We start from the raw sequence: 26,596 nt of genomic DNA on the forward strand, positions 1-26,596 counted from the left end.
CTCTCTACTCATCAGGCGCGGCATAGACCCAGATCCGAAAGATCACATAGTTCTGCACCGGCAGCCAGATCATCACCAGGGCCCCGGACAGCAGCGGCGTCCAGCCAAAGTGCGGGCCGACAACGGCCGTGATCAGTGTCGAGGTGACAAAACCCAGCGCCACCGTGCATCCGAACCGAAAGATCTGCTCTGGCACCGCCAACGGGCGGCGAAAGGTCCAGGCCGTCTGCGCCACATATTGCACCAGCACCGCACAGATGAGGCTGACGAGATTGGCGACCCCCATCGGCAGGCCCAGCTGCACCGTGCCCAGGAACAGCGCCAGGTAAAGCCCGGCAACCCCCGTGCCGACGATGCAGAATCGCAGGATCTGACCCAGATCGTGGCGTGTCGCGGCGGGAAAATTCGCGGACATGGCGCTCATCAGGCCTGCTGCCGGCTGTGCGTGTCCGCCTCGATGTCATCAAAGCTCTCGCTTTGATAGCCGTCGGTTTGCTGGTCGACAAAGAACAGCGGCCGCTGTTTCATTTCCATATAAAGTCGGCCGATATATTCGCCCATGATGCCAAGGGTCAGCAGCTGGATGCCGGAAAAGAACGACATCGCCAGCAGCATCGACGCCCAGCCCGGCGCGGTTTGGTACATCACCAGAGAATGGAACACATAGACCGCGACCAGCCCGGAAATGCCGAGCGTGCAGAACGACAACCGGGTGGCAAAGCGCAGGGGCTTGATCGAAAACCCGGTGAGCGCATCAGTCGCCAGTTTCAGCATCGCCTTCAGCGGGTATTTCGTTTCGCCCGCCGCGCGGGCCTCTCGCTGATACTCCACCCCGATCTGACGAAAGCCCACCCAGGCAAACATGCCGCGCACGAACCGCGACCGTTCCGGCATCTGCAACACGCTGTCCAGCGCACGGCGACTGACAAGGCGAAAATCGCCGGTGTCCTTGGGAATTTTCACATCCGACAGCGCGTTGAGAAAGCGATAGAACGCCCAGGCGGAGGCCTTTTTGAACAGGGTCTCCCCCTGCCGTTCGGCGCGTTTGCCATAGACCACATCATAGCCCGCATCCATCAGCCCCATCATCTCCGGCAGGATCTCCGGCGGGTCCTGCAGATCTGCATCAAGCATGAAAATGCGTTGCCCCTCGGCGGCGGCCAGACCCGCTGTCAGGGCAATCTGGTGGCCCCGGTTTGCCGACAGTTTCAAGCCGCGCACCTGAGGGTGGCGGGCATGGGCAGCTTCCAGAGCCGCCCAGGTGCCATCGGTGGAGCCATCGTCGATCAGGATGACTTCGGTCTGGCCCGCCCAGGGCGCAACCGCCGCCAACAGGCGCTCCACCAGCAGCGGGATCGACTCTTCCTCATTGTAACACGGTACCACGACCGACAGTAGCATGGGGGCTGCCCTCACTTTATCCAGCTGCACTCTTGCGCGCTAATGTGCAGGTGCGCCCCGGCGGGTTTCAAACCCCGACAGGCGCGTGACAGCACTTTCACACCATTTGGTTAACGGGTTGTGAGCTTTTGGACACGCATCGTGGCAGCCCTGTGGCGGCGATAAGACCCGCGCCACATTGCTGCCATGGGATTGCTGATTTTGTCTTTAAAATTGCGCAGTTAGAATGCCCGCCGCCGATGTCAGAGCACACCTCGCGGCACCGATTCGCGCCACTCCTGAGTCAGGACGACCGCGCCGTTTTCCCGTGCCACGACCTTGCGCCAGAGGTGGAAATCCGTCCGGTCACAGGTCATCCGATTTTCGGTCAGCACCTCGACCTGCCAGTCCCCCCGCGCGAATTCAAAGGTCCAGTCGCTCTCGAAACAGGCCGTGGACGGGTCGTCCGGGTGGATCGAGTAGCGCATCATCACGCTGCTGCCGACCACCAACCCGTGGTCCGGGTTCTCTGCCTTGCCATAGTCGTCAAACGTTTCCAGAACATGGCGGCCGTCCGCTGTTACCTGCCGGTTGGACCTGCCAGATGCCGGCCGGATGTCCGTGGCGGCGAGCACCGGATAGTCTCGGGCCGGCGGCGGTGCCACCGGGTCGATTTCGTCCTGCACCCGGCGTTCCGGCAAAATCAGGGCACAGCCTTCCAGCTCCAGGGTGATCTGCGCCACTTCGGGGGCGGGCCAGACGATGGGCCAATAAGAGGTGGACAGGGCCAGCCGCAGCCGATGCCCGGCGGCCAGGCGATGTGCACATTCGTTCAGCTCAAAATCCACCTCATAGACCTCGCCCGGCACCAGCCGGGTCGCGTGCTCGTGGCTGTCGTCGTGACAGAGATTGCGGGCGCGGTAGCTGATCCGCTGCGACACCCCATCCGGGGCCACATCGCAGAGCCGCGCCATCACCTGCGCCACCGGTTTGTCCACCTGGAACCGCAGCCGCACCCGGGGTCGGCCAAGCAGTTCCAGCGGCGCCGCCAGCGCGTCAGTGTCAAAACAGAGCGACAGGGCATCATCGCCCTGCTGATCTTCGGGCAGTTCGTTGTCGATCCGCATCCCGGCGCAAAAATATCCCCCCGCCTGCCCCAGCGTCGCAGGGTTCGAGACCGTGACCCGGCCGGTCTCGGGCGCTTGTGCAAATCCGCCCACGGCCAGCGGCCAGGTCACCTCCTGCACATGCGGCGAGGGCCACTGCGCCTCCGCCACCCAGCGCCCCTTGCGCGGCGTGTTCTTGGCGGTCGGGTTGAAATGGTCCTGAACAAAGGCACGGTAATCGGGCAATTCTGCCGCGCCCGTCTCTTCGCCCTTCAGATATTGATCGAACCAGCGCAGCACCTCGCCATGAAAGTCCGACGCTTGCAGTTTGGAGATATGCCCATAGCGGTGTTCCCAGGGCCCCATCAGTGCCTTGCCCGGAGCCGAAGACAGGTTTGACGCGATCGCGGGCGGCGCGTTCACATAGGCATCTGCCCAACCGGTGATGGCCAGCACAGGGGCGGTAATCGCCGACCAGTCCTCGCAGATGGAGCCATGTTTCCAGAAGTCATCCCGCGTCTGATGCTTCAGCCACTCTGCCCCCATGAAGGGCAGTTCTCGGATCCGGCCCAACCATTCCTCGCGCCAATCCGGGCGCAGGTCCGGGTCCAGCGGCCGTGTCATATAGGCGAACATCTGGCTCGACCAGTTCTTGTTGTCGCTCAGCAGACAGCCGCCCATATAGTGGATGTCATCCGCATAGCGGTCCACGGTCGAGGCCACAGACACCACCGCCCGGAGCGGCGCTGGCCGCCGAAACGCCAGTTGCAAGCCATTGAAGCCGCCCCAGGAAATCCCGATCATTCCGACCTTGCCGGTGGACCAGCCCTGCGCCGCGATCCAGTCCAGCACCGCTTCGCCGTCGGCGAGTTCCTGTTCGGAATATTCGTCGTCGAACCGGCCGTCACTATCGCCCGATCCTGCGATATCCACCCGGATGCAGGCATAGCCATGGGCGGCAAAGACCGGATGCGTTGTGGCATCGCGCGGCGCGGTGCCGTCGCGTTTGCGATAGGGCAGATACTCCAGAATCGCCGGAAACGGGCCCTCCCCCTCCGGGCACCACATCCGGGCGGCGAGGCGGCGACCATCTGGCAGCGGGATCCACAAATGGTCAGTCACGGTGATCGGGGTCAGCTCTGTTGGCACGGCTCTTCAATCCTTCGATCTGGCGGGCGCGGTGGGCGCCCTGTCAAACCCAGCCTGCGGCAGCATCGCCGTAAAGAAAACTCCGCACTTGTACGCGACTGTTAGCGAGGCTACGCATAATCGTGTCAGATCGCGAAAGGCAGCGCCATGCACACCGATTTTTCCAGCAACTTGCGCTTCCTCTGCGCCGAGGCCCCCTCGATTGCGCAGATCTGCCGAGACATCGGCCTGAACCGCCAGCAATTCAATCGCTACCTCTCCGGCAAGGGGCTGCCCTCCGCTCATAACCTGCGCCGCATCGCCCGCCATTTCGCGGTGCCAGAGGCAGAGCTGTTTAGCGACCCCGCAGCCTTTGCCGCCCGGCACCGCCCGCGACCAACGCCCCCGCTGCCCGCTCCGCTCTTGCACCTTGGTCAGGGGTTCGCCGATCAGGCCCGATTGCTGCGCCGTTTTCTGGGCAGCTACCACGCCTACTACCGCACCCCCACCTGGCCGGGACAGGTGTTGCGGTCGCTTGTCCGGCTCAAGGAAATCGACGGCTACGTGGTCAGCCATACCTTTGAACGCGCCCGCGCCAGGGATGGCAGCATTCGCCAGCGCAGCGCCTACCGGGGGCTGGTGGCGGCCCGCGGCGGGCGGCTCTGCCTCTGCGAAAGGCCCCGCAACGAGGTGGGCGCGATATCAGAAACCATTCTGATGCCAGAGCACCCGCATCAGATCTCTTATCTGCAAGGGCTGACACTGGGCGTGTCTGCCGGCGCCAGCCGACGGCCCTTTTCCAGCCGCACGGTCTGGCTGCGACTGGAGGAAAAACTGACAGCCCGCGCCGCCCTTGCCGCGACCGGCGCATTTGCGCAGGACAGTGCGCGGTTGGATCCCAAGGTGCGGCGACTGCTGGGCGAGGACGCGCCGCTCAGCCTCGCGCCGGAAGCATTTCCGCCCAGCTAGGTCCCAGGCCTCAGCCCTCAGCTCTCCTTGCGGGGCAACACGGGCGCGCTGCGGTCCAACGCCAGCTCGGCGTCGGAAAACACCCATGGTCCGCGCACCCCGGGCACACCTTCTGGCGCAATCCGAAGCCCACGATGCTGGATCTGCGCATCGTCAAAGGCCTGCCCGATGGTGTTGATCGGCCCCGCCGGCACCGTCGCCGCCTCCAAGGCCGCCAGGAGCGCGTCCCGGGGCCATTGTGCCAGTGCCGCAGCCAGCACCGGCGTCAGCGCCTCCCGATTGGCCACCCGCAGCTGATTGGTCTGAAACCGCGGATCGCTTTTCAGCCCGCCAAGGTTCAGCACATCGCAAAGACGGCTGAACTGGCCATCGTTGCCCACCGCCAGGATCACATGGCCATCGCGCACCGCCATCACCTGATAGGGGGCGATATTGGGGTGTTCGTTGCCCATCCGGGTCGGGCTTTGCCCGGTGGTCAGATAGTTCATGTTCTGGTTCGCCAGCATCGCGGTGGCGCAGTCCAGCAACGACATGTCGATATGCTGCCCACGGCCAGTGCGGTGGCGCTGTTCCACCGCGGCCAGAATGCCGATGGTGCCATAAAGGCCGGTGACCACATCGGTGATCGCCACGCCGACCTTCTGCGGCTCGCCATCGGCGGCACCGGTGATGGACATCAACCCCGACATGCCCTGCAGCAGAAAGTCATAGCCCGCCCGGCTGGCATAGGGGCCGTCCTGGCCAAAACCGGTGACCGAGCAGTAGACCAGGCGCGGGTTCAGCTCTGCCAGGCTGGCATAGTCCAGCCCGTATTTCGCCAATCCGCCGACCTTGAAATTCTCGATCAGGATATCGGCCTCGCGTACCAGCGCACGCACCTCGGCCTGGCCTTCGGGGCTGCGGAAATCTGCCGTCACACAGGTCTTGCCCCGGTTGGCGGCATAGTAATAGGCCGCCGTACGGTCGCCGTCGCGCTCGATAAATGGCGGCCCCCAGCGGCGGGTGTCATCGCCTTCGGGGCTTTCCACCTTGACCACTTCTGCGCCCAGATCCGCCAGCGCCTGGCCAATCCAGGGGCCGGCAAGAATGCGGGCGAGTTCCACCACTTTGAGGCCTTTCAGCGGGGTCATGAGCGGGCATCCTTTATGCGAGGGTCACAGGTCCCGCCTCTCTAACCGAGGCCCGCCCCGAAGGCCAAGCCTTCCGCCACGCGACATCGGCCCTTCGCTCCCCTTGCTGGCCTGCATCAGCGGCCAAACAGGCGCCCAGCGCACCGCAGGTGCGCTGCCGGGCCCAACGGGTGTGGCGGCATTTTCAATGCAGACACCACCGGGCGGGAGCCCCCCGGCCCCGCTGCCCCGAGGGGCGGATCAGACCGACACGCCCTCCAGAAGCGCCTCCCGCGCGACGTCGCCTTTTTGCCCCGCCAGCACCACCTCGCCCCGGCGCAGAACCACGAAACGGTCGGCCAGCGCATAGGCAAAGTCGAAATACTGCTCCACCAGGATGATCGCCATCTCGCCCTGATCGCGCAGCAGTTTGATCACCTCGCCGATCTGGGTGATGATATTGGGCTGGATACCCTCGGTCGGCTCGTCCAGCACCAGAAGCTTGGGCCGCGAAATCAACGCCCGCGCGATTGCCAATTGCTGCTGCTGCCCGCCGGACAGATCGCCGCCCCGTCGGGCGATCATCTCTTTCAGCACCGGAAACAGCTCGAAAATATGGTCCGGGATGAAATGCTCGCTGGCAGGCAGGCAAGCGAAGCCGGTTTCGAGGTTTTCCTTGACCGTCAGCAACGGAAAGATGTCGCGCCCCTGGGGCACATAGGCAATGCCCTTCTGCGCCAGCGCATGCGCGGGCAGCACGCCCAGCGTCTCGCCATTCAGCTGCACGCTGCCGCCAGAGCGCGCATGGGTGCCGGTGATCGCCTTCATCAATGACGTCTTGCCGACCCCGTTGCACCCCATGACACAGGTGACTTCGCCCACCACGGCCTGCAGGGAGATCCCTTTCAGGATCTGGCTATGGCCGTAATGCAAAGTGATATCGTTCAGATCCAGCATAATTCTAGCGCCCCAGGTAAACGTCGATGACGTCCGGATTGGCCGTCACGTGATCCAGCCCGCCCTCGGCCAGAACGGAGCCTTCGTGCAGCACCGTGACCTTGCAGTTCAGGCGGCGGACAAATTCCATGTCATGTTCCACAACGACGACAGCGCGGGTCTTGGCCGCTTCGACCAGCAGATCCGTGGTATGTTCGCGCTCCTCCGGTGTCATGCCGGCGGCGGGTTCATCCACCAGTAGCAGACGCGGCTCCTGCGCCAGCAACATGCCGATTTCCAGCCATTGTTTCTGTCCATGGCTGAGTTCGCCCGCGATCCGGTCAAGCTGGTCGCGCAAGCCGACCTGATCGGCCAGCTCCTGCACCCGCGCCATATCCGGCGCTTCGGGTCGAAAGGTCAGCACCGACCACCAGACGCGCGGCGCCTTCAGCGCCATCATCAGGTTTTCATGAACGCTTTGCTCTTCAAACACGGTCGGCTTCTGAAACTTCCGCCCGACCCCGGCCTGGGCGATCTTTGCCTCGCTCATCGCCAGCAGCGAGACGGATTTTTCGCCAAACAGCACCCGTCCTTCGTCGGGCCGGGTCTTGCCGGTGACAATATCCATAAAGGTCGTCTTGCCCGCGCCATTCGGCCCGATCACCGCGCGCAGTTCTGCCGGACCGATCTGGAAACTCAGGTTGTTGATCGCCTTGAACCCGTCGAAGGAGACGGACACGCCAGAAACCTCAAGAAGTGTGTTCATCTGGCTCATGACCGGGACTCCCGTTTCAGCAGGTCAAACAGCCCGCCAATGCCCTTGGGGGCGAACAGCGTGACCAGAACGAAGGAAATCCCAAGGATCACTTGCCACCAGTCGACCCACTGCACGGTGTAAAAGCCCAGGTTGATATCCGGGGCCTGACCGCCGGTGAACCAGGTCGAAACCAGCGACACAAAGGCCGCCCCCAGCACCGCGCCATATAGTCGGCCGCGCCCGCCAATCGCCACCCAGACCGCCAGATAGATCGAGGCGATAGGGGCGATTTCCGCCGGGTTGATGATGCCCGCCTGCGGATAATAAAGCGCCCCCGCGATGGCCGCGATCATCGCGGTCAGGGTGAAGAGCATCAGCTTGAACGTCTCTACCGGGTAGCCCAGGAACCGGACCCGCGCCTCGTTGTCGCGAATGCCCCGGATGACCGACCCGAATTTGCCCGAAATCACCCAGGCGCTGACCAGATAGCCCGCGCCCAGCGCCAGCGCCGAGGCCCAGAAGAACCACATGGAGACAACGGATTGCGGCGCGGTGACCCCGGGCAGGTTCTGCAGCCCGGACAGGCCGTTGTTGCCGCGCAGGCCGCTATCGTTCTGAAACAGGTAGAGCGCCAGCGCCAGGGTCATCGCCTGGGTCAGGATCGACAGATAGACGCCGGCGACCCGGCTGCGAAAGGCCAGCCAGCCAAAGACCAGCGCCAGCACGCCGGGAACCACCAGGACCAGCAGAAGCTGCAGCACCAGACTGTCGGCAAAGACCCAGATCACCGGGAAGTCGGAACTGCCGACGACGCCGAAAATCTGACTGCCGATACCGTCGATCACCTCCTGCGCGGTGGGCGGAATATCCCCCTGCGCCAGCGCGTTCTGGACGATGATTTCGGTTCGGGCATACATCAGCCACATCCCGATCATATAGCCACCAAGGCCGAAAAAGGCGAAATGCCCGAGGGAGAGAATGCCGCAATAGCCCCAGATCAGATCCATCGCGATGGCCACGAGGCAAAGGCACAGCGTCTTGCCCAGGGTCTTGATGAAACTGGTGGACAGGACACCGATGCCGAACCCTTCGGCCAGGAGGCTGACCGCCAGGGTAAAGGCCGCAAGGCAAAGCAGGAAAATCAGGATCGACGGGTTCTGCCCGATAAAGGATTTACGCATGGAACGGACCTTTCCGCGCGGGGGACCAGCCCCCCGCACCCCCCGAGGTATTTCTGAAAAGATGAAGGCAAGAGGTCATGATCAATCCCCCGCCGCCCGGCCCTTGAGCGCGATGATGCCGCGCGGTCGGAACTGAATGAAGATGATGATGAAGATGATCATATAGGTCTGCGCTGCCAGGGTGTTGGAGGGGTTGAGCCACTCGATGCCCTTTTGCAGCGAACCGATCATGGTCGCGCCCAGGAGAGCGCCCCAGATGTTGCCGACCCCACCGACGACGACGGTCATGAAGCTTTGCACGATGTAGTCCGCGCCAAGTTCAGAGGTGACCTTGGCGTAAAGGCCGATGGCAACCCCAGCGATACCGGCGATGCCGGAGCCAAGCCCGAAGGTCAGCATGTTCACCCGGCCCGGGTTGATGCCCATCGAGGCCGCCATGCGGGGGTTCTGGGTCACGGCGCGGGTTTCCAGCCCCAGACGGGTGCGTTTCATCAGGAAGAGGAAGAGCCCGAGGAAGATCAGCGCCAGCACGAAGATGGCGATCCGGATATAGCTGATGGCGAGCACGTCGTTCATCACCAGGGCCCCGTCCAGCCAGCCTGGAGAGGTCAGCGGGCGGGCCTGGGTGCCGAAAATATTCTTCGCCAATTGCTGCAGGGCAATGGAGATCCCGAAGGTCGCCAGCAGCGTTTCCAGCGGACGGTGATAGAGGTGCCGGATCACCAGGCGTTCCATCGCTACCCCGGCCGCAAAGGTCACGGCGAAGGCCAGCGGGATGGCCACGAGGATGGACACCGTATGGTTGGGGATCACCTGTTGCACCACATAGCCGGTATAGGCGCCCATCATGATGAATTCACCATGGGCCATGTTTATGACCCCCATCAGGCCAAAGGTGATGGCCAGCCCGATGGCCGCCAGAAAATAGATCGACGCCAGCGAGATCGCGTCAAGACCGAGGTCCAGCGCCTGGTTCACCCCGACCCGTGTTGCGATGGTGGCAAGGGCGGCATTGGCAGCGGCCGTCACGGCGGGGTCTTTTTCGGCGTAGCTTTCAAAGAAGACATGGGACGCGAGGGCGGCGTCGACATCCGCCTCTGTCACCAACTGCGGCACGACGCCCGCGGCGGCCAGCGCGGCATAGGCGGTAACGCGGGCCTCTGGGTTCGACAGCTGTGCGACCGGAACACCGCCGACGCGACCTGCGTCAATATGCTGAGACAGCTGCGATTTCAGCTCGGCCGCGGATTGGTGCGGCGGTGCCAGCCCGGCGTCGACGAGCATGACATAGGCCGCGTCACGCGACAGATCCTCGCTACCGGGGGTCAATTCACGGGCCAAGTTGATGTCTTCGGGCAGGGTCTGCGCGACCTGGCGCTGCGTCGCCACCAAAGGGTTCAGGGCGGCGCGGACATCGACACCAAGGTCGGTCGACATCGCTTCGATCGCGTCGATCCGCGCGGCGGGATCTGCGTCATAGGCCATGGTCAGAAGCCGTTCGATCCGGGTCTTGCGCGCCTTCAGCTCGGCATCCGGCTCGGCCGGGATCGAGGCGCGCAAAGGGGTCAGCAAATCGGGACCGGGACGGCGTTCGATGGCTACCAGCGCCTCGACCCGGGTATCGCGATTGGGATCGGAAAGCTGGAACTGCACCAGGGCGGTGGCAATCAGCCCCCGCACGCCGCTGTTGGGTTTCAGCTGGTCAAGCTCATCCTTGGCAGCCGTGCCGACCTCGGTGCCGGTGTCGAGATCCAGCAGCCTGTAGGTCTTGCCATCCGCCTTGGTCGCGACAAAAAACAACCCGTCTTCGGCGCGCTGCCAGACGTCCTTGTTCTGCCAGGCCGAGAGGAAGTGCGGAACGCTGGGCAATTCAGAGGCGACGATGGCGTCGATGATCGGGCCGATCGTGGTCCGGGAGGCTTTGGCGATCAGCGCTGCATCCTGTTGTAGAACCGTTTGCAACGGTCCGAGCTGGCCCGGCTGCGGATCCGGCGCGGTATCGTCCTGCGCAAGGGCAGCCTGCGCCAGCAGCACAAAGACACCACAGATCAGAATGCGACAGGCGTGAAGGAATTTTGACATGTAAAAAGGTCCGACCCTGTTGCCGCCCGGTTCGTGCCGGGGGTCATGACTGCAGCACCCGGGCGAGCCTTCCCGCCCGGGTGCCTTTCATATCCTGTGTGCCGCAATCAGTAGTTTGATTTCAGCTGGACGCAGGTTTCGGTCGTGGTGTTGTACATACCGCAGCCCAGGTCTTTCCAATCGGACTTCAGCACGGCAGAGGCCGGCAGGAAATCGGTCCAGGCATCGCCCGGCACCGGGTCGGTGGCGGAAATGATGTCAAACTGGCCATCTTCCTGGATTTCGCCGATCAGAACCGGCTTGGCCAGGTGGTGGTTCGGCAGCATGACCGCGGTTCCACCGGTGAGGTTCGGGAATTCCTGACCGTACATCGCCGTCCGCACGGCATCCACATCGGTGGTTTCTGCCGCGGTCACCGCGTTGGCCCACATGTTGAACCCGATGTAATGCGCTTCCATCGGGTCGTTGGTGACGCGCTCTTCCCCCATCAGGGTCTTCCACTTTTCGATAAAGGCCGCGTTGGCCTCGGTATCGGCGGACTGGAAGTAGTTCCATGCCGCGAGGTGACCGACCAGGTTCGATGTGTCCAGACCGGAGAGTTCTTCTTCACCGACGGAGAAGGCCACGACAGGAATGTCGTCCGCAGAAATACCCGCTGCCGCCAGTTCCTTGTAGAAACCGATGTTGGCGTCGCCGTTGATGGTGGAGATCACGCCGACCTTTTTGCCATCCGCGCCGAGCGCGACGACGTCAGAGACGATCTTGGACCAGTCGGAATGGCCAAAGGGCGTGTAGTTGACGAAAATGTCGGATTCCGCGATGCCCTTTTCTTTCAGGTAGCTTTCCAGAATGTTGTTGGTGGTACGCGGGTAGACATAGTCGGTGCCGAGCAGCGCGAATTTTTCAACGCCCAGCTCTTCCAGGAAATAATCGGTTGCAGGGATGGCCTGCTGGTTGGGCGCGGCGCCGGTGTAAAAGACGTTCTTAGACGATTCTTCACCTTCGTACTGCACAGGGTAGAACAGCAGGCCGTTCAGCTCTTCGATCACCGGCAGGACGGACTTCCGGCTGACCGATGTCCAGTTTCCGAAGATCACATCCACATCGTGGACGCTCAGCAGCTCGCGTGCCTTTTCGGCAAACAGTGGCCAGTCGGAGGCCGGGTCAACGACGACCGCCTCAAGCTCGCAGCCCAAAAGGCCGCCTTTTTCGTTCTGATCGTCCACCAGCATCAGCATGGTGTCTTTCAGGGTGGTTTCAGAAATCGCCATGGTGCCGGACAGCGAGTGCAGGACACCCACTTTGATCGGGCAATCGGCGGCCATGGCCGCGCCCGCGCCCAGGGTCAGGGCCAGCGCGCTGGCAGCGGTTTTATTCAGAAATGTCATAGATCCCTCCATGCAGGTCACGGCGATAGCGGTCCCTTGCCCCTCGGGCAGCGGAACGTTACCTGTGTCCCTGCAACTGTTGTTGCGCATAAGTGTGGCGGCCCGACCGAGGTGCAATTCGTACGGTCGCCACACGTCTTCAAATGAAAGCCCGCAGGGTGACGACATCTCTTGTGGAAGTCTTTGTCGCCCTCGGCCCGCCTAAGGTTTCGGCAGCGCTGGATCGCTTGGCAATTGCCGACAGTGGGCGCCCTGCGCAAAATATCGACATGCTTGTTTCTTGGGCATGTTTTGCGCAACCCGCCGCAAAATTAATCACCAGACCCACGACGCGTTGCAATTCTGCGGTGGAAATTGGCAGTTTCGCGACTTGGCTGGGAAAAGGTTATCAAACACAGTGTACCGCAGGAGGCGGCGCGCCGTGGCACCTGCGGCGCAGTTGCGAACATATGGAATGGCCGGTGCGCCTGCGCACCGGGTCGCGCCAGGCACCGCTGACCACCCGGTCGATCCGATCGGCAGGGTGGCCGGTTGGTCAAGAGCTGCGGCGACAAAGGGGGAGTAAGGTCAGATCAACAGCATCGCCCAAATCACGGCGCAGCAGGGCGCCCCGGTGGTCGCGGATCAGCCGCGCGCGGTCGGGCGTGTCTTTGTCTCTGCCAAGCGACGCCGCGATGGCTGCGTGGCGCTGGACGGGCTGCGCCAGTCCGGGGCGCTGAAACTCTTGTTCCCGCAGGGACGCCCCCCGGTCGAGGCCGTCATGGTCAATACCGCCGGTGGCATCACCGGGGGCGACCGTTTCGCGGTCGAGGCCACCGCGGGGGCCGAGGCCCAGCTGACCCTCACCACCCAAGCGGCCGAGCGTGCCTATCGCGCCCAGACCGGCCAGACCGGCCAGATGCGCAGCACGCTGACGGTGGCCGAGGGCGCCAGCCTCAACTGGTTGCCCCAGGAAACCATCCTGTTTCAGACCTGCGATTTCGACCGTCACCTGCGCGCCGATCTGGCCGAAGGGGGCCGTCTGCTGCTGGTGGAGCCGCTGGTCTTTGGCCGCGCGGCCATGGGCGAGCATCTGTCCTCGGCGCGGTTTCAGGACCGGATCGAGGTGTATCGCGCCGGGCGCCGCATCTACCACGATGCCATTCGCCTGCACGGCGACCTTGCCGCGCATCTGGCCGGTCCCGGCACCGCCGGCGTCCTTGCCGCGCCCTGCGGGGCGATGGCGACCGTGCTCCTCGCCGCACCCGAGGCCGAGGCCGCCTGCGACTGGCTGCGCGCCGCGCTGCCCGCCGGTGGCACAGCCCTTGGCGGGGCCTCGCTGCTGGCCCCCGACCTCATTCACCTGCGGCTTTTGGCGGTGGACAGCTTTGTCCTGCGCCAGAGCCTGTTGCCGATCCTCGACCGGCTGACCGACGGCGGCCTGCCCCGGTGCTGGAGACTTTGACCTCATGAAAGTGTGGAACCGATGAACCTGACCCCCAGAGAAAAAGACAAGCTGCTGGTCGCCATGGCGGCCGAAGTGGCGCGCAAACGCCTGGCCCGTGGCGTCAAGCTGAACCACCCGGAAGCGATTGCCCTGATCACCGATGCGGTGGTCGAAGGCGCCCGCGACGGCCGGTCGGTGGCCGAAATGATGCAGGCCGGGGCCGAGGTCATCAGCCGCGATCAATGCATGGTCGGCGTGCCCGAAATGATCCACGAGGTCCAGGTCGAGGCGACCTTTCCCGATGGCACCAAACTGGTGACCGTTCACAACCCCATTCGCTGACAGTCCCCCGGAGAATACAGATCATGAAAACCCTGCCCCTTGCCGCTGCCGCCCTCCTGTTCACCACCCGCTCTGCGCTGGCCCATGGCGGGGCCCATGTGCATCCGCATGGCGCCGAAACCTGGATCGCCCTCGTCGTGGTCGCGGTTGTCGCCATCGGCTGCGCCAGCCTGATGCGGGGCGGCCGCAAATGATCCCCGGCGAGATTTTTCCCGCAGCGGGCGAGCTGATCCTCAACGAAGGCGCCGAGGCCATCACCCTGATGGTCGCCAACACCGGCGACCGCCCGGTGCAGGTCGGCAGCCATTATCACTTCGCCGAGACCAACCCGGCGCTGGATTTCGACCGCGCCGCCGCGCGTGGCCTGCGCCTGGACATCGCCTCGGGCACCGCCGTCCGGTTTGAACCCGGCCAGCGCCGCGAGGTGTCGCTGATCCCCATTTCGGGGGCCCGCAGAGTTTTTGGCTTCAACCAAGCTGTCATGGGTGACTTATGACCAGAGTTTCGCGTTTTGATCCTTTCGCATTTGTGAAATTTCAGACCCAGGCCACCCTCATGTCGATGGAGGCGGGCGCCGTGATCTGGATGCGACTGATGGGAATGGCCGGGCTCTGGGCCGTGGCCCCCGGCGAGAACACCAGAATGGTCACCGAAAAACAGCAGGCCTTTCACAAGGCCGCGACTGCCATGGTCACCGGCACGATGAAGGGACAGGGTCTCGACAAGACGCTCGACCAGGCCCTGCGCCCCATTCGCCGGACCACCAAATCCAATGTCGGCCGGCTGGTCAAGCGCGGCCCGACACGCAGCTGAGCCCCCAAAGCCCCGGATCGCCGCCCGCTCGACCCATCGGGCCCACCGCCGGGGCGCATCGCCCTGATCTCTAGGAGACCCGTTTCATGCCCGCACGCATTTCCCGCTCCGACTATGCCGCCATGTATGGCCCCACCACCGGTGACAAGCTGCGCCTTGCCGATACCGACCTCATCATCGAGGTCGAGCGCGACCTGACCGCACTCGCCGCCGGGCAAAACGCCCCGATGTATGGCGAGGAGGTCAAATTCGGCGGCGGCAAGGTGATCCGGGACGGGATGGGGCAATCGCAGGCCACCCGCGCCGCCGGTGCCGTGGACACCGTCATTACCAATGCGCTGATCCTGGACTGGACCGGCATCTACAAGGCCGACGTCGGCCTGCGCGATGGCCGGATCCACGCCATCGGCAAGGCCGGCAACCCGGACACCCAGCCCGGCGTCGACATCATTGTCGGCCCCGGCACCGAGGTGATCGCCGGCGAGGGGCGCATCCTGACCGCAGGCGGTTTTGACAGCCATATTCACTATATCTGCCCGCAACAGATCGAGGACGCTCTGCATTCCGGCCTCACCACCATGCTGGGCGGAGGCACCGGGCCGGCCCATGGGACATTGGCCACCACCTGTACCCCCGGTGCCTGGCACCTTGGTCGCATGATGCAGGCCGCAGATGCCTTCCCGATGAACCTCGCGTTTGCGGGCAAGGGCAATGCCTCGCTGCCGGCCGCACTGGAAGAGCAGATCAACGCCGGCGCCTGTGCGCTGAAACTGCACGAGGACTGGGGCACCACCCCGGCCGCCATCGACTGCTGCCTGGCCGTGGCCGACGCGATGGACGTGCAGGTGATGATCCACACCGACACCTTGAACGAGTCGGGGTTTGTCGAACATACGGTCAAGGCGATGAAGGGCCGTACGATCCACGCCTTTCACACCGAGGGCGCCGGGGGCGGCCACGCGCCGGACATCATCAAGATCTGCGGCGAAGAACATGTGCTGCCCTCCTCGACCAACCCGACGCGGCCCTTCACCGTCAACACGCTGGAAGAACATCTCGACATGCTGATGGTCTGCCACCATCTGGACAAATCGATCCCCGAGGACGTCGCCTTTGCCGAAAGCCGCATCCGGCGCGAAACCATCGCGGCCGAGGACATCCTGCACGACATGGGCGCGTTTTCGATCATTGCATCGGACAGCCAGGCGATGGGGCGCGTCGGCGAGGTCATCATCCGCACCTGGCAAACCGCCGATAAGATGAAGAAACAGCGCGGGCGTCTGGCGGACGAGAGCGGCGAAAACGACAACTTCCGCGTCCGCCGCTATGTGGCGAAATACACCATCAATCCGGCAATCGCCCATGGCATCGCCCATGAGATCGGGTCAATCGAGGCCGGCAAGCGCGCAGATCTGGTGCTGTGGAACCCGGCCTTTTTCGGGGTGAAACCGGAAATGGTGCTGATGGGCGGGAACATCGTCTGCGCGCAGATGGGCGATCCCAACGCCTCTATTCCGACGCCGCAACCGGTCTATTCGCGCCCGATGTGGGGCGCCTATGGCCGCTCGGTCGAACATTCCGCGGTGACCTTTGTGTCCGAGGCGGCGCAGGCGGCCGACATCGGCAAATCGCTGGGGCTGGCTAAACAGACGCTGGCGGTGAAGGGCACGCGCGGGATCGGCAAATCGGCCCTGAAGCTGAACGACGCCACACCCCATATCGAGGTTCACCCGGAAACCTACGAGGTCCGCGCAGATGGCGAATTGCTGACCTGCCAGCCGGCGGTGGAACTGCCAATGGCGCAACGGTATTTCCTGTTCTAGCCCGGCCCGGTCCCCGCGCGCCCGGTCCCGGTTCCCCCACAGCACAGGCCAAAGGCAACTGTACTGTGGGGACTTCTACGGGTGGGGACAGTACGGATGGAAAGAGGCGGCGCAGACCGGCGGCTGCAACCAGGCCCGCAACGCCCCGCTCCGGCCTGGACCGGACTGCGCCAGTCGGGACCGCCGACCCTGGGGTCCGGGACCACAAACGACTGCTAAACGATCAGAGCCTTGAAATGATGCGAAAAAATATTGCGAAATCCCTAACGTTGACTCTGGTGCATGACGGGAATGCGTCAGAACCACTAACCTATTTGCTGCGATGCAGCTATGTTGAAGCCACGGGAGCGATAACCTTGAACACAGGAGCATATCCCAATGGCATTTGCATCGAACGCACAAGCAACCAACACCCTGAACCCGCTGGCCCTGATTGCCGGCTTCTTCCGCGCGATCGGAAACGGGCTCGTGACCATGGCCGAATCCAACCAGCGCCTGAAGCGCGCGCGCAACCTGATGGATCTGTCGGACGCCGAATTGGCCGCCCGCGGCATCAAGCGCGAAGATATCGTCAAGCACGCCTTTGGCGACATCATGTACATCTGAGCCACCTCGCCCGGATACACGCTGATAGAATCAACCTGGGGGCCTCCGCATGAGCGCCCCCCGGTTGACCGCCCAAAGCTACCACGACCACGCCCATGACCAGAGCCCCCGTGACCGTGTGGTGCTCGATTATGACGCCCGCTTTTTGCGCCGCAAGGTTCTGACCTGCGAAAGTGGCGCGCGGCTGCTGGTCGACCTGTCTCAGACCACATCCTTGAATCACGGTGGCGTCCTTCTGCTGGAGGGCGGCGGCGAAGTCCTTGTGCAGGCCGCACCGGAACCGCTGCTGGAGGTCACGGCCGCGCATTTGCCGCGCATTGCCTGGCATATCGGCAACCGCCACACCCCCTGCCAGATCGAAGAAACCCGCCTGCTGATCCAGCGCGATCACGTGATTCGCGCCATGCTGGGCCATCTCGGGGCCGAGGTGCGCGAGGTGGAGGAGCCCTTCACCCCCGAAGGCGGCGCCTATGGCCATGGCCGCACCCATGCGCATGAACACGGCCATACGCACCACGATGGCGGCCACGGCCATGCACACAGCCACCCGGACCACGCCGACCACGATCACAGCCATGAGCACTGATCCGGCACTTCTCCTGATGCAATGGCTCTCGCCGGCCTATCCGGTCGGGGCCTTTGCCTATTCGCACGGGCTGGAATACGCGGTGGCAGAGGCGCAGGTTGGCACCGGTGAGGCGCTGTCGGACTGGCTGCGGGGCCTGCTGACCCATGGCGGCGGGCAATCCGATGCGGTGCTTCTTGCGGCGGCCTACCGCGCCCAGGGGCAGGCCGATCTGACCGAGATCGACCAGCTCGCCCGCGCCTTCTGCCCATCGGCGGAACGGCTGCGTGAAACTGACCTGCAAGGGGCGGCCTTCTGTCAGACCACTGCCGCGATCTGGAGCGATCTCTGGGATGGCGATCTGCCGGGGCTGACCTACCCGGTGGCCCTGGGATATGCGGCCCGCCAGCATGACATTCCGCTGGAGCTGACTTTGCAGATGTATCTGCACGCCTTTGTGTCGAACCTGATCGCGGCCGGCCAGCGGCTGCTGTCGCTGGGTCAGCTGGAGGCACAGCGGCGGCTGTCGGCCCTCGCACCGCAGATCAGCGCCACCGCAGCGACCGCCGCCGCCGGAACTCTCGACGACCTGCACGGCGCCTGCTTTGCCGCCGACATCGCCTCGATGCGCCACGAAACCCAATATTCAAGGATCTTCCGCTCATGAGCACTCAGAACGGCCCGCTCCGCGTGGGCATCGGTGGCCCCGTCGGGGCCGGCAAAACCACCCTCACCGCCCAGCTCGCCCGGGCGCTGAAGGATCACCATTCCATCGGGGTCATCACCAATGACATCTACACGCAGGAGGATGCCGAGGCGCTGATGCGCATGCAGATCCTGCCGCAGGACCGGGTGATCGGGGTTGAAACCGGCGGCTGTCCGCATACCGCAATCCGCGAGGATGCCTCGATCAACCTGGCGGCCGTCGCCGAGATGCAAAAACGCCATCCGGACCTGGAGATCGTGCTGATCGAGTCGGGCGGCGACAACCTGTCGGCCACCTTCTCGCCAGAGCTGGCGGATGTGACGCTCTATGTGATCGACGTGGCCGCGGGTGAGGAAATCCCCCGCAAGGGCGGCCCGGCGATCACCCGGTCAGATGTACTGATCATCAACAAGACCGATCTGGCGCCCCATGTCGGCGCCTCCCTCGAGGTGATGGAGCGGGACGCCACCCGCATGCGTCGCGGGCTGCCGTTTGTCTTTACGGCCCTGCGCCATGGCGACGGGGTCGAGGCCGTGGTCCGCCATCTGTGCGACATCGGCGGCATTGACCACCCGGTCGCACAGGCCGAACCCGCCTGACCGCAATCGCGCCGCCACCTGCCTCCCTCAAGATTGGGGGCGGGACGGCGGCCCTCAGTCCGTTCAGTCCTGCGTCAGGACGACGTGCCCGGCGGGCATGGTCTCGGCACAGGCGCTGTCGGTGGCATAGGCCTTGGTCAGGGAAACGACCGCGATCAAGGCGGCCAATGCAATGGTTTTAATGTGCTGGATCATATCCAATCCTCCGGCGATCAGGGGCTGAACATCGCCCTCTTGTCTGCTTTTGATATCAGCGACGGATCGCCGGAAATATGAACCGCATCACACAAGAGCTGAAAAACACAGATCTTCTGTTGGTCCCGTCCCGCCGCCGTGGCATATAGGCTCCGGGCGGCAGCAAGCAGAAGGTCAGGACCATTGGCAACACCCGTGGACACGCGCAACTGCCCCGCCGCCCGCTGCACGATCCCTCTGGGACATCCCCGATAGTGAATGAAAATTAGAACTGGAATTGTTAGCGCTAACTTGGCATATAGGCGGCGAGTCTCCCTCGGCCCGCGTCTGCGCCAGTGCACCTCCATTGCCCGAGACCCATCAAGGAGCTGACCCGATGAGCGATATTTGGACCCAACTCGCCGCCCACCGCGCCGCCACTGAATCCACCCCGCTCGCCGCCCTGTTCGAGGCCGACGCAGAGCGGTTCACCGCCTTCTCCGCCGAGGCGGACGGGCTGTTGATGGATTATTCCAAGACCGCGCTGGACCAAAAGGGCCGTGACCTGCTGATCGAACTGGCCGACCGCACCGACCTGCAGGGCAAGATTGATGCGCTGATGTCCGGTGCCCGACTCAACAGCACCGAAGACCGTGCCGTGCTGCACACCGCCCTGCGCGCGCCCGCCGATGCGGTCATCAAGGTGGACGGTGAAAACGTGATGCCCGGCGTGCACGAGGTGCTGACCCGCATGGGCGGTTTTGCCACCGCGTTGCGCAACGGCAGCTTTGCCACCGCGTCGGGCGCGGCCTTCACCGATGTGGTGAATATCGGCATCGGCGGCTCCGACCTCGGGCCGGTCATGGCGACCCTGGCGCTGGCCCCCTATCACGATGGGCCGGCCTGTCATTTCGTGTCCAACGTGGACGGGGCCCATATCCATGATGTGCTGGCAGGGCTGAACCCCGAGACCACGCTTGTGGTGATCGCCTCCAAGACCTTCACCACCATCGAGACGATGACCAATGCCCGCACCGCGATCAAATGGTTGCAGGGCGCATTGGGCGCGGATGTCTCTGGCCATCTGGCGGCCGTCTCCACCGCCAAGGACAAGACCGCCGCCATGGGTATTCCCGACGCCCGCGTCTTTGGCTTTGCCGATTGGGTCGGCGGACGCTACTCCATGTGGGGGCCGATCGGCCTGCCGATCATGATCGCGGTGGGGCCGGAGCATTTTCGCGCCTTTCTCGACGGGGCGGCGGCGATGGACACCCATTTCCGCGAGGCGCCGCTGGCGGAAAACCTGCCTGCCCTGCTGGGGCTGATCGGCGTCTGGCACACCAATATCTGCGGCTATACCTCGCGCGCGGTGCTGCCCTATGATCAACGCCTTGCCCGCCTGCCGGCCTATCTGCAACAGCTCGACATGGAATCAAACGGCAAATCCGTCAGCCTCGACGGCAGCCCCCTGCCCCGCGCCTCTGGTCCGGTGGTCTGGGGCGAGCCGGGCACCAATGGGCAGCACGCCTTTTACCAGCTGCTGCATCAGGGCACCCAGGTGATCCCGACCGAATTCCTCATTGCCGCCACCGGGCACGAGCCGGACCTGGCCCATCAGCATGCCCTCCTGAAGGCCAATTGCCTGGCCCAGTCCGAGGCGCTGATGCTGGGCCGCTCGCTCTCCGAAGCCCACGCCATTGCCGAGGCGCGCGGTTTTGCCGGGGCCGAGGCAGAGCGCATGGCCGGTCATCTCGCCTTTCCCGGCAACCGCCCCTCCGTGACGTTGGCCTACCCCAAGCTCACGCCCTTCGTGTTTGGCCAGATCATCGCCCTATATGAACACCGTGTGTTCACCGAAGGCGCGATCTGGGGCATCAACTCCTTTGACCAATGGGGGGTCGAGCTGGGCAAGGAACTGGCCACCCGGCTGCTGCCCCTGATCGAGGGCGGCGATGCCTCAGCCAAAGACGCCTCCACCCGCGGCCTGCTCGCCAAGCTTTCGACCTGAACGCAACTTTCGCGCGGCGTGGCTGACACGTCGCGCGCCCTGACACGCCACACAAGAGGACGACACCACATGGTATCCCGCGTCATCCCCGTAGACAGCTTCGATTTCGTCCTGTTCGGCGCCACCGGCGACCTCGCCCGGCGCAAGATCCTGCCCAGCCTGTTTCACCGGTTCCAGATCGGTCAGTTCGACGACAGCAGCCGGATCATCGGGGCGTCGCGGTCCAAGATGGATCAGGGCGAGTTTCAGACGCTGGTCAGCGACGCGCTGACGGAATTCGGCGGCATTCCCGCCGATGCGCAGCCGGATGTGGACCGTTTTCTGGCGCTGCTGGACTATGCCTCTGTCGATGCCAAGGGCGACGGCGGCTGGTCCGATCTGGGGGCCAAGCTGCGCGATGGTGTGGTGCGGGCCTTTTACCTCTCGGTGGCGCCCAGCCTGTTTGGTGCCATTGCCGGTCAGCTGAAATCCACCGGCATCGCCGATGACGACAGCCGCATCGTGGTGGAGAAACCCTTTGGCCACGATCTGGCCTCGGCCCAGGCCCTGAATGCGGCGCTGCGCGAGCATTTCGAGGAAAACCAGATCTATCGGATCGACCATTACCTCGGTAAGGAAACCGTGCAGAACCTGATGGCCCTGCGCTTTGCCAATTCCCTGTTCGAACCGCAGTGGAACTCGCACCACATCGACCACGTTCAGATCACCGTCTCCGAGAGCATTTCCGTGGCCGGGCGCGGTGAATATTACGACAAATCCGGCGCCATGCGGGACATGGTGCAGAACCATCTGATGCAGCTTCTGTGTCTGACCGCGATGGAGCCGCCCTCCACCTTTGAACCCAACGCCGTGCGCAACGAGAAACTCAAGGTCATCGAAAGCCTTGAGGCAACGCCGATGGACAACATCGTGCGCGGCCAGTACCGCGCCAAGGCCGGCGATGACAGCTATCGCGATCATGCCGGTGATCCTGCCAGCCGCACCGAAAGCTTTGTCGCGATGAAGGTCGAGGTGGCCAACTGGCGGTGGGCCGGTACGCCGTTCTACCTGCGCACCGGCAAATGCCTGCGCGAACGGGTGTCCGAAATCGCCGTTTATTTCCGCAAGCCGCCGCATAACATCTTTGGCGAGGACAACGCCATCGACGGCAATATGCTGGTGATCCGCCTGCAACCGGACGAAGGCATCACGCTGAAGACCACCATCAAGGATCCCGGCCCCGGCGGCATGCGCCTGACCTCAGCCGATCTGGACATGACCTTTGCCGACAGCCTGCCCGAGGCGGGCCGGCCGCAGGACGCCTATGAACGGCTGATCATGGATGTGATCCGCGGCAACCAGACCCTGTTCATGCGCGGCGACGAGGTCGAGGCCGCCTGGACCTGGGCCGATCCCATCATCGGCGCCTGGGACAATTCCACTCGCGTGCCGCAACCCTATGATCAGGGCGGCTCCGGCCCCGAAGATGCCCTACTGCTGCTGCACCGCGATGGCCGCCGCTGGCGCCCCATCGGCGCCTGACCCCAGTTTTGACCCCAAAAGGAGGCACGCCAATGTCGCTCCACGCCACACTCGCCGCCGTCACCGACCGGATAATCGAACGCAGCGCCCCCACCCGCGAGGCCTATCTGGCGCGGATGCGCGCCGCCGGGCTTCAGGGTCCGGCCCGCGCCCACCTCAGCTGCTCCGGCCAGGCCCATGCCTATGCCGCCACCGGCGAGGATCAGGCCACCCTGGCCAGCGGGCTTGGCGGCCATCTGGGTATCGTCACCGCCTATAACGACATGCTGTCGGCGCATCAGCCGTTTGAAACCTACCCGATGGTGATCCGCGAAGCCGTGCGCGAGGTCGGCGGCACCGCCCAGGTCGCGGGCGGCGTGCCGGCCATGTGCGATGGCGTCACCCAGGGCGAAGCCGGCATGGAACTGTCGCTGTTCTCGCGCGACAGCATCGCCATGTCGGTCGGCATCGCCCTGTCGCATAACGTCTTTGACGCCGCCGTCTTCCTCGGGGTCTGTGACAAGATCGTCCCCGGTCTGGTGATCGGCGCGCAGGCGTTCGGTCATCTGCCGGCGGTGTTCCTGCCTGCGGGGCCGATGACCTCCGGCCTGTCGAACGATGAAAAGGCGCAGATCCGCCAGAAATTCGCCAAGGGCGAGATCGGCCGGGACGAGCTGTTGAAGGCCGAAATGGCCGCCTACCACGGCCCTGGCACCTGCACCTTTTATGGCACCGCCAACACCAACCAGATGCTGATGGAATTCATGGGGCTGCACCTGCCCGGCTCCTCCTTTGTCAATCCCGGCACCGAGTTGCGCGACGCGCTGACCCGCGAAGGCGCGAAACGCGCGCTCTCGCTCTCGGCGCTTGGCAACGCCTATACGCCGGTCTGCGATATTCTGGATGAAAAGGCCTATGTGAACGGCATGGTCGGCCTGATGGCCACCGGCGGCTCCACCAACCTGCTGATCCACCTGATCGCCATGGCGCGCGCCGGGGGTATCATCCTCGACTGGCAGGATTTTTCCGAGATCTCCGACGTGGTGCCGCTGATCGCGCGGGTCTATCCCAACGGTCTGGCAGACGTGAACCATTTCCACGCCTCGGGCGGTCTGGGCTATATGATCGGCCAGCTGCTGGACGCGGGTTATCTGCATCCCGACACCAAGACCGTCACCGGCGAGGGGCTCGGCGCCTATCTGATGGAACCCTTCCTGGAGGGCGCGACCCTGACCTGGCGCAAGGGCACCTCCGAGAGCCTCAACGACAAGATCCTGCGCCCGGCCTCCGATCCGTTTCAGGCCACCGGCGGGCTGCAACGACTGACCGGCAACCTTGGCACCGGCGTGATGAAGATCTCTGCCGTGGCCGAAGAACACCGGCTGGTCGAGGCCCCGGTGCGGGTCTTTCACGATCAGGACGAGGCCAAGGCCGCCTTCAAGGCGGGCGAGTTGAACGAGGGCGACGTGATCATCGTGGTCCGTTTCCAGGGTCCCAAGGCCAACGGCATGCCGGAACTCCACTCGATGACGCCCTTCCTGTCGATCATGCAGGGGCGCGGACAAAAGGTGGCGCTGGTCACCGATGGCCGCATGTCCGGCGCCTCGGGCAAGGTGCCGTCCGCGATCCACGTGGTGCCAGAGGCGCTTGACGGTGGTGCCATCGCCAAATTGCAGGACGGCGACATTGTCCGCGTCGATGCGGTCAACGGCGCGCTCGAAATCATCACCGAAGGCGTGCTGGACCGCCCCGCCGTCACCGCCGACCTTTCTGCCTATCAACATGGCACAGGCCGCGAATTGTTCGCCCTGTTCCGCAAATCTGTCACGTCCGCCGACACCGGCGCAACCGTATTTGGAGTCTGATTGATGCCGCTTACCCCTCAGGATGCCAGCAAACAGGCGCGCGAAATCTGCGCCCTGGCCCCCATTGTGCCCGTCTTGGTCGTGCAGGATGTTGCCCATGCACGTCCCCTCGCCGAAGCCCTCATCGCCGGTGGCCTGCCCGCGCTCGAAGTCACCCTGCGCACCCCCGCCGCCCTGGAGGTGATCCGCGAGATGGCCCAGGTCGAAGGCGGCGTCGTCGGTGCCGGCACGCTGGTCACCCCGGCCGATGTGACGGCCGCCGTGGCTGCGGGCGCGAAATTCGGCGTTTCTCCCGGCTCCACGCCACTGTTGCTGGACGCCGCGCTGGCCGCCGACCTGCCTATGCTGCCCGGTGCGGCCACCGCATCCGAGGCCATGGCGCTGCTGGAACTGGGCTATGACATGCTGAAATTCTTCCCCGCCGAGGCCGCCGGCGGCGCTCCTGCGCTCAAATCCATCGGCGCGCCGCTGCCGCAGATCTCCTTCTGCCCCACCGGCGGCGTCAGCCCGCAAAACGCCGACAGCTATCTGAGCCTGCCCAATGTGATCTGCGCCGGCGGCAGCTGGGTGGCCCCCGCAAAACTGGTCGAGGCGCGGGATTGGAAAGCCATCGAAGAACTCGCCCGCGAAGCCAGCCAACTGCCGCGCGGCTAAAACCCGGCCCCGGATGCGCAGGCCCGTACGCGCTGGCCGGCGCGCTCTGGACAGGTACGCACAGAGCGCACAGACTTGGGGCGCGCCGGATTGAAACACCCACATACAAGATCGCCCGGACCGCGCCTGCGGTTCGGGCGATCTTGTATGTGGGGGCTGGTCGGCGCTCTTGCGGATCCGGCAGATCGTGCCAGCCCGCTTGCAAATCGTGCCAATTGAAGGCTTTTGCCGCAGGCCCTCTTGCGCCGGGACAAATTGCACCGATCTATTGAAGGCCCGTTTCCAACCGCTTCCCTCCCGTTTCCAGTCCGATTTTCCTGCCCACAGGCCAGTCCCGAAAGTTGAGGTCTCCCATGGCGAAATCAGAGCGTTTCCCATTCGTCAAAATTCTGAATGGCTGTTGCGCCCTGTTGCAGATCCCCCCGGAGCACGTGCTGCGCCGTGCCGGCCTGCCGGTCGAACTGCTGCAGAACGATCAGCAAGGCATCACCGGCAACCAGGTATTCGACGTCTGGGAGGCGACCTTTGCCGAAGCGGGGTCCTTTGAAAAGATGATGCACCTGGCCAAAACCTCGGCCAGAACCCCGTTCAAACCAGCGCTGCTGGCCTTCTCCTGCAGCCCCGATGTGGTGACCGGCCTGGAACGGCTCAACCTGTTCAAACCCCTGGTCGCCCCGGTGCAGATCACCTGCGCCCGCATGGCGACCGGGACCCGCGTGATCATCACCTCGTCGCTGCCGGAACGCCCGGTGCCCGCTGTGATGGCGGTGTTCGAGCTGATTTTCTTTCTCGAGCTGATCCGGGCCTGTACCGCCCATCATGTGGTGCCGCTGTCGATCACCCTGCCGGCCTGCGCCACCGCCCTGGACATCGACATGACCACCCTCGAAGCCGAGGCCGGCTGCCAGATTGACACCGGCGACAGTCTCAGCCTGCTGCTGTCGCCCGAGGACAGCACCCGTAGGCTGATCTCCGAAGCTTCGGACCTCTGGCCCGCCTTTGAAAAGGAACTGCGCCGCCAGATGCTGGACTGGCGCGCCAATCAGCCGATCGCGGCGCGGGTCAAGGGCGCGCTGCTTGAATTGCTGCCCTCCGGTCATGCAACCGCCGATGCGGTCTGCCGTCAGGTGGTGATGTCCAAACGCACCCTCTACCGGCATCTGGCGCGTGAGGCGACGACGTTTCAGGCCGTGCTTGACGAGACCCGGACCGAACTGGCGCTGCACTATCTGGGGCAGGACGACATCAGCGTCGAGGAGATTTCCTTTCTGCTCGCCTATAGCGATCCGAACTCCTTTTATCGCGCCTTTCGCAACTGGACGGGGATGACCCCGCTGCAGGCCCGCGCCCGGCTGGCCGCAGGCGAACTGGTTGCCGCGCTCTGACCGCTGGCGCAACAGCTTTGCCCGCCGCCGTGTTGCCCGCCGTCGCTAGTTTTGTCGGATTTGGCCGGGTGGGTCTGGCCACCCAGGTCCCCCT

Annotated in this window: 26 protein-coding genes; 16 read left to right on the plus strand and 10 right to left on the minus strand. The window is 64.2% G+C overall.

The genetic code is table 11. The features are described 5' to 3' along the window. Positions 1 to 4: 4 nt before the first annotated feature. The 3 genes from TRIHO_RS22845 to TRIHO_RS22855 form a co-directional block, all read right to left on the minus strand. Entirely contained in the window at positions 5 to 424 is a 420-nt protein-coding gene (locus TRIHO_RS22845) for a GtrA family protein (protein ID WP_232367865.1), read from the minus strand. Continuing rightward, on the minus strand, positions 424 to 1,401 hold the full coding sequence (locus TRIHO_RS22850; protein ID WP_082705289.1) for a glycosyltransferase family 2 protein: 978 nt from the start codon (positions 1,399 to 1,401) through the stop codon (positions 424 to 426). The genes TRIHO_RS22845 and TRIHO_RS22850 overlap by 1 nt, the downstream gene beginning before the upstream one ends. Positions 1,402 to 1,643: 242 nt before the next feature. Then, a complete protein-coding gene (locus TRIHO_RS22855; protein ID WP_082705290.1) occupies positions 1,644 to 3,635 on the minus strand; it encodes a CocE/NonD family hydrolase in 1,992 nt (663 codons plus the stop codon). 147 nt (positions 3,636 to 3,782) lie between these two features. On the opposite strand from TRIHO_RS22855, the gene TRIHO_RS22860 reads away from it, so the two are divergent. Further along, complete coding sequence (locus TRIHO_RS22860; RefSeq protein WP_068249079.1) at positions 3,783 to 4,583, plus strand: helix-turn-helix transcriptional regulator; 801 nt, start codon at positions 3,783 to 3,785, stop codon at positions 4,581 to 4,583. Between the two features lie 17 nt (positions 4,584 to 4,600). Here TRIHO_RS22860 and TRIHO_RS22865 read toward each other — a convergent pair whose 3' ends face one another. The 6 genes from TRIHO_RS22865 to urtA form a co-directional block, all read right to left on the minus strand. Then, entirely contained in the window at positions 4,601 to 5,713 is a 1,113-nt protein-coding gene (locus TRIHO_RS22865; RefSeq protein ID WP_068249081.1) for a CaiB/BaiF CoA transferase family protein, read from the minus strand. 240 nt (positions 5,714 to 5,953) lie between these two features. Next, a complete protein-coding gene (gene urtE / locus TRIHO_RS22870; protein ID WP_068249083.1) occupies positions 5,954 to 6,649 on the minus strand; it encodes an urea ABC transporter ATP-binding subunit UrtE in 696 nt (231 codons plus the stop codon). Positions 6,650 to 6,653: 4 nt separating this feature from the next. Then, positions 6,654 to 7,394 carry an urea ABC transporter ATP-binding protein UrtD gene (gene urtD, locus TRIHO_RS22875; RefSeq protein ID WP_068249154.1) on the minus strand — a complete coding sequence of 247 codons (741 nt, stop codon included), beginning with the start codon at positions 7,392 to 7,394 and terminating at the stop codon, positions 6,654 to 6,656. A 5-nt stretch (positions 7,395 to 7,399) separates the two neighbouring features. Beyond that, the gene (gene urtC, locus TRIHO_RS22880; protein WP_068249085.1) at positions 7,400 to 8,566 is read right to left on the minus strand and encodes an urea ABC transporter permease subunit UrtC; all 1,167 of its coding nucleotides are present in this window, start codon (positions 8,564 to 8,566) and stop codon (positions 7,400 to 7,402) included. An 81-nt stretch (positions 8,567 to 8,647) separates the two neighbouring features. Further along, the gene (gene urtB, locus TRIHO_RS22885; RefSeq protein WP_068249087.1) at positions 8,648 to 10,648 is read right to left on the minus strand and encodes an urea ABC transporter permease subunit UrtB; all 2,001 of its coding nucleotides are present in this window, start codon (positions 10,646 to 10,648) and stop codon (positions 8,648 to 8,650) included. A 107-nt stretch (positions 10,649 to 10,755) separates the two neighbouring features. After that, positions 10,756 to 12,036, minus strand: coding sequence for an urea ABC transporter substrate-binding protein (urtA, locus tag TRIHO_RS22890; protein ID WP_068249089.1), 1,281 nt, complete (start codon positions 12,034 to 12,036; stop codon positions 10,756 to 10,758). A 613-nt stretch (positions 12,037 to 12,649) separates the two neighbouring features. Between urtA and TRIHO_RS22895 the strand changes: the two genes are divergently transcribed. The 10 genes from TRIHO_RS22895 (at position 12,650) to ureG (ending at position 18,916) form a co-directional block, all read left to right on the plus strand. Further along, on the plus strand, positions 12,650 to 13,480 hold the full coding sequence (locus TRIHO_RS22895; RefSeq protein ID WP_068249091.1) for an urease accessory protein UreD: 831 nt from the start codon (positions 12,650 to 12,652) through the stop codon (positions 13,478 to 13,480). Positions 13,481 to 13,501: 21 nt separating this feature from the next. Then, positions 13,502 to 13,804, plus strand: coding sequence for an urease subunit gamma (locus TRIHO_RS22900; RefSeq protein WP_068249093.1), 303 nt, complete (start codon positions 13,502 to 13,504; stop codon positions 13,802 to 13,804). A 23-nt stretch (positions 13,805 to 13,827) separates the two neighbouring features. Continuing rightward, positions 13,828 to 13,998: a peptidase M23 gene (locus tag TRIHO_RS23630; protein ID WP_106406221.1), complete on the plus strand. Its 171-nt coding sequence runs from the start codon at positions 13,828 to 13,830 to the stop codon at positions 13,996 to 13,998. Continuing rightward, entirely contained in the window at positions 13,995 to 14,300 is a 306-nt protein-coding gene (locus tag TRIHO_RS22905; RefSeq protein WP_068249095.1) for an urease subunit beta, read from the plus strand. The genes TRIHO_RS23630 and TRIHO_RS22905 overlap by 4 nt, the downstream gene beginning before the upstream one ends. Beyond that, entirely contained in the window at positions 14,297 to 14,617 is a 321-nt protein-coding gene (locus TRIHO_RS22910; protein WP_068249097.1) for a hypothetical protein, read from the plus strand. The genes TRIHO_RS22905 and TRIHO_RS22910 overlap by 4 nt, the downstream gene beginning before the upstream one ends. A gap of 86 nt (positions 14,618 to 14,703) precedes the next feature. Further along, positions 14,704 to 16,440, plus strand: a complete 1,737-nt coding sequence (ureC, locus tag TRIHO_RS22915; RefSeq protein ID WP_068249099.1) for an urease subunit alpha — start codon at positions 14,704 to 14,706, stop codon at positions 16,438 to 16,440. Between the two features lie 378 nt (positions 16,441 to 16,818). Next, a complete protein-coding gene (locus TRIHO_RS22920) occupies positions 16,819 to 17,046 on the plus strand; it encodes a hypothetical protein (RefSeq protein WP_068249101.1) in 228 nt (75 codons plus the stop codon). A gap of 49 nt (positions 17,047 to 17,095) precedes the next feature. Further along, positions 17,096 to 17,632 (plus strand): urease accessory protein UreE, encoded by a 537-nt coding sequence (ureE, locus tag TRIHO_RS22925; RefSeq protein ID WP_068249103.1) that lies wholly within the window; start codon positions 17,096 to 17,098, stop codon positions 17,630 to 17,632. After that, on the plus strand, positions 17,622 to 18,278 hold the full coding sequence (locus tag TRIHO_RS22930; RefSeq protein ID WP_068249105.1) for an urease accessory protein UreF: 657 nt from the start codon (positions 17,622 to 17,624) through the stop codon (positions 18,276 to 18,278). Before ureE ends, TRIHO_RS22930 begins: the two co-directional genes overlap by 11 nt. Then, entirely contained in the window at positions 18,275 to 18,916 is a 642-nt protein-coding gene (gene ureG, locus TRIHO_RS22935; protein ID WP_068249107.1) for an urease accessory protein UreG, read from the plus strand. Before TRIHO_RS22930 ends, ureG begins: the two co-directional genes overlap by 4 nt. Positions 18,917 to 18,979: 63 nt before the next feature. On the opposite strand, the gene TRIHO_RS24350 is transcribed toward ureG, so the two are convergent. Further along, positions 18,980 to 19,111, minus strand: a complete 132-nt coding sequence (locus TRIHO_RS24350) for a hypothetical protein (protein WP_269745375.1) — start codon at positions 19,109 to 19,111, stop codon at positions 18,980 to 18,982. Between the two features lie 376 nt (positions 19,112 to 19,487). Between TRIHO_RS24350 and pgi the strand changes: the two genes are divergently transcribed. The 5 genes from pgi (at position 19,488) to TRIHO_RS22960 (ending at position 26,502) form a co-directional block, all read left to right on the plus strand. Further along, entirely contained in the window at positions 19,488 to 21,098 is a 1,611-nt protein-coding gene (pgi, locus tag TRIHO_RS22940; protein WP_068249109.1) for a glucose-6-phosphate isomerase, read from the plus strand. A 69-nt stretch (positions 21,099 to 21,167) separates the two neighbouring features. Continuing rightward, on the plus strand, positions 21,168 to 22,619 hold the full coding sequence (gene zwf, locus TRIHO_RS22945; RefSeq protein WP_068249111.1) for a glucose-6-phosphate dehydrogenase: 1,452 nt from the start codon (positions 21,168 to 21,170) through the stop codon (positions 22,617 to 22,619). A gap of 32 nt (positions 22,620 to 22,651) precedes the next feature. Then, on the plus strand, positions 22,652 to 24,463 hold the full coding sequence (gene edd / locus TRIHO_RS22950) for a phosphogluconate dehydratase (RefSeq protein WP_068249113.1): 1,812 nt from the start codon (positions 22,652 to 22,654) through the stop codon (positions 24,461 to 24,463). Between the two features lie 3 nt (positions 24,464 to 24,466). Then, positions 24,467 to 25,117 carry a bifunctional 4-hydroxy-2-oxoglutarate aldolase/2-dehydro-3-deoxy-phosphogluconate aldolase gene (eda, locus tag TRIHO_RS22955; RefSeq protein ID WP_068249114.1) on the plus strand — a complete coding sequence of 217 codons (651 nt, stop codon included), beginning with the start codon at positions 24,467 to 24,469 and terminating at the stop codon, positions 25,115 to 25,117. 353 nt (positions 25,118 to 25,470) lie between these two features. Then, positions 25,471 to 26,502, plus strand: a complete 1,032-nt coding sequence (locus tag TRIHO_RS22960) for an AraC family transcriptional regulator (RefSeq protein ID WP_068249115.1) — start codon at positions 25,471 to 25,473, stop codon at positions 26,500 to 26,502. The last annotated feature ends 94 nt before the right edge of the window (positions 26,503 to 26,596 follow it).

This window comes from Tritonibacter horizontis, assembly GCF_001518015.1.
GTDB lineage: Bacteria > Pseudomonadota > Alphaproteobacteria > Rhodobacterales > Rhodobacteraceae > Epibacterium > Epibacterium horizontis.